This window comes from Clostridium sp. CM042 (genome assembly GCF_055080995.1).
The window spans coordinates 505,155-515,400 of sequence record NZ_CM143646.1; the positions used below are offsets into that span (position 1 = coordinate 505,155).

The 10,246-nt window shown below is 31.4% G+C and carries 3 protein-coding genes; all 3 read left to right on the forward strand.

What is annotated here, in order from left to right; genetic code table 11:
• Positions 1–5: 5 nt before the first annotated feature.
• Complete coding sequence (locus ACWJJ7_RS02535; protein ID WP_462963791.1) at positions 6–7,817, forward strand: amino acid adenylation domain-containing protein; 7,812 nt, start codon at positions 6–8, stop codon at positions 7,815–7,817.
• A gap of 64 nt (positions 7,818–7,881) precedes the next feature.
• Positions 7,882–8,910: a SagB/ThcOx family dehydrogenase gene (locus tag ACWJJ7_RS02540; RefSeq protein WP_462963792.1), complete on the forward strand. Its 1,029-nt coding sequence runs from the start codon at positions 7,882–7,884 to the stop codon at positions 8,908–8,910.
• 51 nt (positions 8,911–8,961) lie between these two features.
• Positions 8,962–10,233, forward strand: coding sequence for an MFS transporter (locus tag ACWJJ7_RS02545; protein WP_462963793.1), 1,272 nt, complete (start codon positions 8,962–8,964; stop codon positions 10,231–10,233).
• Positions 10,234–10,246 lie beyond the last annotated feature (13 nt).

The following is a 10,246-nucleotide window of genomic DNA, read 5'->3' on the forward strand; positions in this document are numbered from 1 at the left end:
AAACTATGTTAGACAAATACTCAGAAAATATAATGTTAGCAACTGAAAAAGGTAAAGCTGAAAGAGATTATTGGATAAATAAATTGAATGGTGAAGTGACAGTAAGTCGTTTTCCAAAAGATAATAAGTGCTTACAACTACAGCCATATAATTTTTCTAAGGTAAATTATAAATTTCCAGATGACTTGTATAAGCGAATATCTTATTTGTGTAATAATTCAAAGTATGCAACTTATATTTATCTGTTGTCGGGGGTAAAGTATTTGTTGTATAAATATACTGATAATCAAGATGTAATAATAGGAATGCCAGTATTTAAGCAGAACGCTAATGGTGAGTTCGCTGAAAATATTTTAGCATTAAGGACGCATATTGAAGATAATGATACTTTCAAAATGTTCTTAGGAAAAGTTAAAATTACTGTACTTGAAGCTGATAAAAATCAGAATTTCCCCCTTGGTAAAACTGCTGAACTTTTGGGTTTATTAGTTGAAGGTGACAAATACAGGTTTAATACAATTGTAAAGTTGGATGATATTCACACAGAAGAATGCCTAAATTCTATTAATTCTGACATAGTGTTTTCATTTGAAATATTCAATGATAGTTTGCAGGTTAATATTGAGTATGATAGTTCACTTTTTAGTGAACTATCAATTAAACAAATAAATGATCATTTAATTAATTTCTTTAACATTACAACCAATGATACTAATAAAAAACTATCAGAAATAGATATATTTTCCGAAAACGAAAAACAACATATTCTTCATGATTTTAATGACACTTTATTAGATTATCCGAAAGACATGACTATACATGAACTATTTGAGGAACAGGTAAAGATGACACCAGGCAACATTGCCGTAGTATTTGAAGATAAAGAAGTAAGTTATAAGCAACTTAATGACAAGGCAAACCAAGTTGCACACATATTAAGGCAAAAGGGAGTTAAGCCAGATAGTATAGTTGGAATACTGGTAGAACGCTCAATAGAAATGGTAGTAGGTATATTAGGAGTATTAAAATCAGGAGGAGCATATCTTCCCATTGAACCCAAATATCCGCAGGAAAGAATTAAATTTATGCTTGAGGACAGTGGGGCAAAAATATTGCTTACATTGAAAGATATAGAATCAAAATATTCTGTTGACAATGAAAATCCTATTATTGTTATAGATTTACTAGGTAAGGATTTGGATGCTGGGAATAAAGAGAACCCGATGCATGTAAATAAATCTAATGACCTTGCTTATCTAATTTATACCTCAGGATCAACAGGAAAGCCTAAGGGCGTTATGCTTGAACATAAAGGAATAGCTAACTTAAAGGAATTCTTTAATAAGGAATTTTGTATAAATGATAAAGACAAGATAGTTCAGTTTGCAAATTTTTCGTTTGACGCTTCGGTGTGGGAAATGGTTATGGCTTTACTGTCAGGGGCTTCATTACATATAGTTTCAGAAGAGACTATAACCGATACTGAAAAATTTCAAGAGTTTTTAAACAAACATGAGATTTCGGTTATAACTCTTCCTCCTATATATCTCGCAAATTTAAGTCCTGACAGTATAAGTACTGTTAAGAAAATTATAACTGCAGGCTCTGCTACTACTATTAAACTTGTAAAACAATGGAATAGAAAATTTGTATATATTAATGCTTATGGACCTACGGAAACTACCATATGTGCTACGTCTTATGTAGCTGATGCAAGAGTAGAGAATTACAATGCAGTCCCTATTGGAAAGCCAATAAATAATAGCAGTCTATTGATTTTGGATAAAAACAACAAACTTGTGCCTGTAGGAGTCGCTGGTGAATTATGCATATCTGGAGACTTACTTGCAAGGGGATACATAAACAAACCAGAACTTACAAAGGAGAGATTCATACCAAATCCCTTTACTTTAGGTGAGAGAATGTATCGCACTGGTGATCTTGCAAGGTGGCTTCCCGATGGTAATATTGAATTTTTAGATAGGATTGACCACCAGGTAAAGATAAGAGGTTATAGAATAGAGATAGGAGAAATAGAGTCTAGATTACAAATGAACGAAAATATTGCAGAAGCATTTGTTTTAGCTAGGAGTGAAAAGGAGGGTGATAAATACCTCTGTGCATATATAGTTGCTAATCAAAAGATTGATAAACTGGAGATAAAAAGATACTTGTCCGAGGTATTGCCTGAATACATGATACCCTCATTCTTTGTACAAATTAAAAGTATGCCATTAACAGCAAATGGGAAAATAGACTTAAAAGCTCTTCCAAATCCTACATTAGGGTTGTACTCTGAACATGAGTATATCGCCCCTAGAAATGAAGTCGAAAAAAGCGTTATTGCGGTGTGGGAGGAAGTTTTAGGGCTTGAACGTGTTGGTATAAAGGATAATTTTTTTGAACTAGGTGGAGATTCCATTAAGGCAATACAGGTTTTAGCACGTCTTAATAAGTTTAAGTTGAAACTTGAACTAAAAGATTTATTTCATTATAAGTCTTTAGAAGAACTAGCAAAATTGGTTGTTAAAAACGATATTCTAATAATTGAACAGGGACCAATAAAAGGAAAGGTTAATTTAACACCTATACAAAATTGGTTTTTTGAAAAAGAATATATAAACATGAACCATTGGAACCAAGCTGTTATGCTGTGGGGTAAAAATGGGTTTGATTCCATTGCAGTGGAAAAAGTATTTAAAAAAATAATTGAGCACCATGACGCATTGAGAATGTTCTTTAAAATAGAGGGTGAGGATATTGTTCAATATAATGGTGGGGTTGAAGAAGATGTAGTAATACCATTAAAGGTATATAACCTAACTAATGATGAAAACTATGCTCTAACAATAGACAGAGAAACAAATGATATACAAAGTAGTATAGACCTTGAAAATGGGCCGCTTGTAAAACTTGCATTATTTAGAACCATAGAAGGGGATCACCTACTTATTGTAATACATCACTTGATAATTGATGGAATATCCTGGAGGATTTTATTCGAGGACTTTGCTACTGGATATGCTCAAGTTGGAAATAATGAGGAAGTATCTTTTCAGGATAAGACTCATTCATTCAAGGAATGGTCTTTGCAACTTAAGAAATATGCAAATGGCAAAGAAATAAAAAAAGAAAAAGAGTATTGGAGCAGGCTGGACCAAGTTAATATACCAAAGCTTCCAGTAGATAATGAAAAAATTGAAAACTTCAGGGTAATGGATAGTCAAACGCATAAATTTGAGCTAACAGAAGAAGATACCCAAAAACTTTTATTAAATGTTAACAAAGCGTATAATACAGAAATTAATGATATATTACTCGCAACCCTAGGTATGACAATAAAAGGGTGGACTAAAGAGGAAAAAATACTTGTAAATCTTGAAGGACATGGAAGAGAAGATATTATAAAAGATATTGATATTTCAAGAACAATAGGGTGGTTTACTTCACAATATCCAGTACTATTTGACATAAGTGAGACGCAGGATATTTCTTATATCATAAAGTCCGTTAAAGAGGATCTTAGAAGGATACCAAAAAGAGGTATTGGGTATGGTATATTGAAGTATTTGCTGCAAGAAGATAGGGATTTGATGTTTAAAAACAACCCTGAGATAAGCTTTAATTACTTAGGTCAGTTTGGACAGGATATAAATACAGAGACCTTTGGTTTATCACATTTTAGTACAGGACAATCAATGAGTCCTGAGTCTGAAATTATGTTTAAGTTGAATATTAACGGAATTATTGTTAATGGAAGATTGGGAATTGCAGTTACTTATAACAAGAATCAGTATGAAGAGAACAATATATTAAAACTAATGGAAAATTATAAAAATAACCTTAATTCTATTATTGAACATTGTGTATCAAAGAAAAAGACAGAGCTTACACCATCCGATGTTGGTATTAAAGAACTATCTATTCATGAATTTCAGAAAATATATGATGTATGGGGAGATAATATAAAGAACATTTATAGATTATCACCAACGCAGAAAGGGATGCTATTCCATACTGTTCTAGATGAAGGTTCCCATACTTATTTTCAACAGATAATTTTTACAATCAATGGAATTATTGACTTGAAATTATTAGAGATTGGCTTTAATTCGCTGCTAGAAAGACATGATATTTTAAGGACAAACTTTATTTATAAGAATATGGAAAGTCCATTGCAGGTTGTATTAAAAGGTGGGCAAATAAAAATGCATTTTGAAGATATATCGTACCTTGATGAAAACAGTATTAATTCTTTTATAGAGGATTTCAAGATAAAAGATAGGAACAAAGGCTTTGATTTATCAAGAGGTAATCTAATAAGACTGGCGGTGATAAAGACCGATGAAGATTCTTACAAATTAGTTTGGAGTTTTCATCATATACTTATGGACGGTTGGTGTTTGGGTATTATAAATAAAGAACTTTTTGACATTTACACTTCATTAAAAAACAATATTATCCTAGAAATTGGTGAAGGGCCTAGATATAGAGATTATATTGAATGGCTTGAAAAGCAGGATGAAGAGGATGCAAAGGATTATTGGGCGCACTATCTTGTGGATTACGATAATAAGGCTGGTATTCCTCAAAAGGGGCCTAATAGAAGTGGCGATGAATTTATTAGAGAAGAAACAAATTTTGTCCTTGACAAAGGAATTACTGAAAATTTAAATGCTATTGCTAAGAAAAACAATACAACTCTTAATATAATATTACAGTCTATATGGGGAGTAATGTTACAAAAGTATAACAATACCGGAGATGTAGTATTTGGGGCTGTTATGTCTGGCAGACGAGCTGAAATAGAAGGCATTGAAAAAATGGTTGGGCTTTTTATAAACACTATACCAATAAGAGTTAAGTGTGAGCTTAATATGAAATTTAATGATTTGCTTAGGATAATGCAAGAGAATGCTATTATGTCTGAAAAGTATTCATATTATCCGCTCTTTGAAATACAGGGTTTAAGTGGATTTAAAAATGAATTACTTGATAATATAATGGTTTTTGAAAACTATCCTTTAGAAACATCAGCATTTAGCACAGATGATGAAAATAATATAGGGTTTACAATGAGCTTTAGTGAAGCCTTTCAACAGACAAATTATGATTTTAGTATTACTATTTTTCCTAAAGAGGAAATTGGAATTAGATTAACATTTAATTCTAATATTTATAATAGAAGCTTTATAGAAAATATAGAGTCACATTTAAAGGAAGCTGTAGGGAAAGTTATCGCTAATGAGAATTTACTTGTAGGAGATATAGATATATTATGCAATGAAGATAAGAAAAAAATCTTGCGTAACTTTAATGATACTAAGGTAGATTATATAGTAGATAAAACTATAGGTGAGCTATTTGAACAGCAAGTAACAAAAACTCCAAATAATATAGCAGTAGTATTTGAGGAAGATCATTTAACATACAATGAGCTGAATCGTAAAGCAAATCAATTAGCAAGAAAATTAGTAACAAAGGGTGTAAGTTCAGATAGCATAGTTGGAATAATGTTAAATCCTTCAGTAGAAATGATTATAGGTATATTAGGTATATTAAAAGCTGGAGGCGCGTACCTTCCAATAGATCCACTAGTCCCTATTGATAGAATAAAACAAATAATTGATGATAGTGATAGTAAAATACTGTTAACACAAAAGAATATGGTCGCCGAGGAAATTGAGATTAATATAGAGCTAGTTAACTTAGATGATAAAAGTATTTATATTGGAGAATCTACTAACTTAAGCATAGAATGTAACCCAAATAGTCTTGTTTATGTAATTTACACTTCAGGAACCACTGGAGTACCTAAGGGAGTATTAATTGAAAATAGAAATCTTGTTAATTATGTACACTGGTTTTCAAACTTAGTGAACTTAACAAGTAGTGATAAAACAGTGTTACTTTCATCATTTTCATTCGATTTAGGTTATACAGCAGTGCATACATCATTATTGAATGGTTGTGAATTACATTTATTAAAGAAAGAGAAATATTCCGATCCAAATATATTAATAAACTATCTTGAAAAAAATAAAATTACTTATATAAAAGCAACTCCTTCATTATTTAATATTATTGTTAATAATAAAAACTTTGGTGTGGTTGATTTTTCAACAGCACTACGATTAGTAGTATTAGGTGGAGAAAAAATAAATACAGAAGATGTAGAGAAATTCCATAATCAATTTGAAGCAGTGAAAATACTCAATCATTATGGACCTACTGAGACTACGATTGGTGCAATAGCACATTTGATTGATTTTAGCCAAGTTAATTCATTTAAACAATCACCAGTTATAGGTAAACCTATATCTAATACAGAAGTTTATATATTAGATGAACGATTAGAACTTGTTCCAGTAGGTATATCAGGTGAGATATTTATATCAGGGGCAGGTGTAGCAAGGGGCTATCTAAATAGACCGGATATGTGCAATGAGAAATTCATACTAAATCCTTATGATACAAAAATGAAAAAGATGTATAAGACAGGTGATATAGGAAGATATACCAAAGATGGTAGGATAGAATTTTTAGGAAGAAAGGATCAACAAGTTAAAATTAGGGGTCACAGAGTTGAGCCTGGAGAGATTGAAATCCAATTATTAAAACAAGAAAATGTTAAGGATGCAATAGTTATAGGCAGGGAAGATAAAGATGGTAGTAACTATCTTTGTGCATATATTCTGCAAGGAAATTTAAATGTATCTGACATTAGGGCAAGCCTTATCAAAGAATTACCTGAGTATATGGTTCCATCATATTTTATTTTATTAGATAAGTTTCCACTAACACCAAATGGCAAGGTTGATAGAAAAGAGTTACCTAAACCTAATGGAATTATAAATACTACGGTGGAATATGTAGCTCCAAGAAATGAAATTGAAGAAATATTGGCTGGTATATGGGAGGAAGTTTTGGATATAGAAAAAATAGGAATTGACCATGACTTTTTCGAAACTGGTGGACACTCTCTAAAGCTAATAAATCTTATATCTAAAATTTATGAAGCCTTTGAAGTGGAACTTTCTCTTAGACAAGTATTTGAATCACCTACAATAAGGCAAATATCCCAACACCTAATTAATAAAGATTATAGGGAGCAAGATGCCTTAATGCTACTAAATCGAAAAATGGAAAACAAAATATTCTTCTTTCCACCTGTAGGAGGATATGGACTTGTTTATAAAAATTTATCAGATTTATTAAGTGAATATTCATGTTATAGCTTTAATTACATTGATGGTGGCAGCGATAAGTTATCAATGTATGTAGAGTATATTTTAAAGGAGCAAAATGAAGGCCCATTTGTTCTGATGGGCTGGTCAGCAGGCGGAAATCTTGCTTTTGAAGTGGCTAAAGAGCTAGAAAGTCGTGGACATGAAGTATCTAATATAATTTTTGCGGATACTCATAGAATGATAAATAATATGAATATAGCAAAAGAAGAAATCCAAAGCATGGTAAGCGAAAATTTAAAATTAGCTGAGCAAGATGAAGTTTATAAAGAGTATTTAAGTAAAAATGATTTTATAAGAAAACGTGTAGCTGATAAGATGGAGGATTATTTCACATATCTCCGAAATGGTATGATAAATTCAGGGAAAGTAAATTCCAATATTCATTTGATTTTGTCAACTGACGAGATACCTGGAGAACAGGACCTAAGAGGAGACTGGTACAAGGTTACATCTAAGAAGTTTAATAAATACCAAGGAATAGGTAGCCATCCATATATGCTTTATAAAGGGTTCGTTGAAGAAAATGCAGAAATAATCAAAAAAATTCTCATATCTGTGTTTGAATAAAAAGTAAATTAGCAAATGGCATACTAAGTTTATTTAAAATCTAATTTATGGGGAGAGGTCTATTATGCAAATTCATAATAAAAAGTTATCAGGTTATGATCGCAATAAGACATATTTTTGGTCGCCTGCGGTAGAATGGGTAAAAAACGGTGAGAAGTTATTAATAGATACATTTAGCTACACAGGCGTGGGTGTTGCAGCTTTTCCTGAACTTTATTTTAAGACGCAAAACGGTGCGACACCAGAAGAACTTCTGCAAGGGTTTTCATCACTAAATCCTGCAGAATTTGAAGAGTTTATACAGGACTTAGTAAAAAACAGACTACTTGTATCTTCAATTTTAACACCACAGGAGATTTTTAAGGTACAAAACAAAATGTACTTAAGCAAATATAGTGAGGATACTTTTCTTGATGCAAGCGAACTGCACAAATTTAAAATGAAGCAACTAGGTAGGGTAATTCATACAAACCAGAGCAAAGATATTTCACTAACACAAAGAGGTGAATATCCTGCAATAATAAGTGAGCGTAGGTCTTATCGGGAATTCGATTCTTCTACCATAATTAAAAAAGATGACTTCTCGCAGTTGATGTCAATATTCAAGCAGAGTTGCAGGGATGATGAAGTTAAGTATCTTTATGCTAGCGCTGGAGGACTTTATCCAATTGATATATATGTATATGCCAAGGATAATAGGATTGAAAATATTCAAGGTGGATTATACTACTATTCTCCTATTAACAATGCACTTGCACTAATTAGCAGTGCTTGTGTAATTACTGATGAAGCACATGTATATACAAACAAAGGGATTTATAAAAGCTCGGCATTTTCTCTCTTTTTCATATACAATGCTGATGTTACTATGCCTAAATATGGTGGTATGGCGTACCTCTACGCATGTATTGACGCGGGAATAATGGTTGGATTATTAACATCCGTTTCTGAAATGGTTAATATGGGATTATGCTCTATTGGAAATATGAACTTTGAAAAAATAAAAAAGTATTTTAAATTAAATGAAAATCAGACATTAGTTCATTCTATAGAAGTTGGATTAAAGGCAAACGTTCCAAATAGAAATCAATAGATTATAAACTTTGAGACTTTATAATCTATTTAACGAGGAGGAATGACTATTATGGAAGAAATTTCATTAAATATTCAAAAGAAAAAAGTAAATTTTAAAATAAATTACACTATTTTTTGCTTATCTCGGTTGGTTTCCGATTTGGGAACTTCAATATTTAATTTTTCACTAAGTTTGTATATTTTAGATATGACCGGCTCTGTAAAATTATTTGCTACTATACTAACTTTGACTATGGTTCCAGGAATACTAGTAAATGCATTTGGAGGAGTTATTATAGATAGAAGTAACAAGAAAAAGATTGTAATATTGTTTGATTTACTTTGCGGGTTAGTAATGTTATCATTTGCTGTAATATTTAAATTTAGCAACCAAAATATTCAAATATTTACTGTGTTTTCAGTAATTCTTGGTACTTGTCAATCTATTTTCATGCTTGCTCTCACCGCGTCTATACCCAATATCGCGGCTAAAGAAGATGTAACAAGGGTTAATTCTGCTTTCCAAGGCATAGGAGCAGTAGTGAGAATTATTGGACCAATCATTGGTGCTTTTATGTACAAGATGATTGGATTGCATATGGTTATTATCATTGATGGAATCAGTTTTGTAATTTCTGGATTACTTGAGTTTTATCTACGGTATGACATAGACTTTAAAAAGAATAAGAATAGAAAACCATATTTTGAAAGTCTTAAAGAGGTATACGGATATTTTAACAGTAAAACTGGTCTTAAAATATTGTTAGCAACTACGCTTTTAAGTACATTGGTATTCAGTGCACTAAATGCAGTTGTACTTCCTTATATAACATATAAAAAGCTTAATCTAACTGGGTATCAGATTTCACAAGTAATGGCCGCTGGATTTGTGGGTATGATAACGGCAACTGTCTTTCTTACTATAAAAAATAAATCTGGTGAAATGTTTAAAAAAATACTCCTTTTCTTTAAGCTTCAGTTGGGAGTGTGCATTTTATGGGCATTTCCATTACTTCCATTCTTTAATGGTGTTTCAAGATGGATTATTACAAACATATTCTGCTTATTAATGTTTTTGATTGGTATTTTAGTAGGATTTATTAATATACCCGTTTTAAGTTATATACAAACTTCAACACCAGAGGGATCAAGGGCGAGTATCTTAGGAGTTATTAATACCATGGGACAAATAGCAATGCCTTTAGGAATATGGATTTATGGATTGATGTTAGACAACTTCGATTGGGGATATGTGGTAACAGTTCCTACAGTAATATTTATAATAGCTATAATTTTTATGGGAAAAATTAAATCTTTAAAAGAATTTTTACAGAATGCATAAAATCTAAATTAAG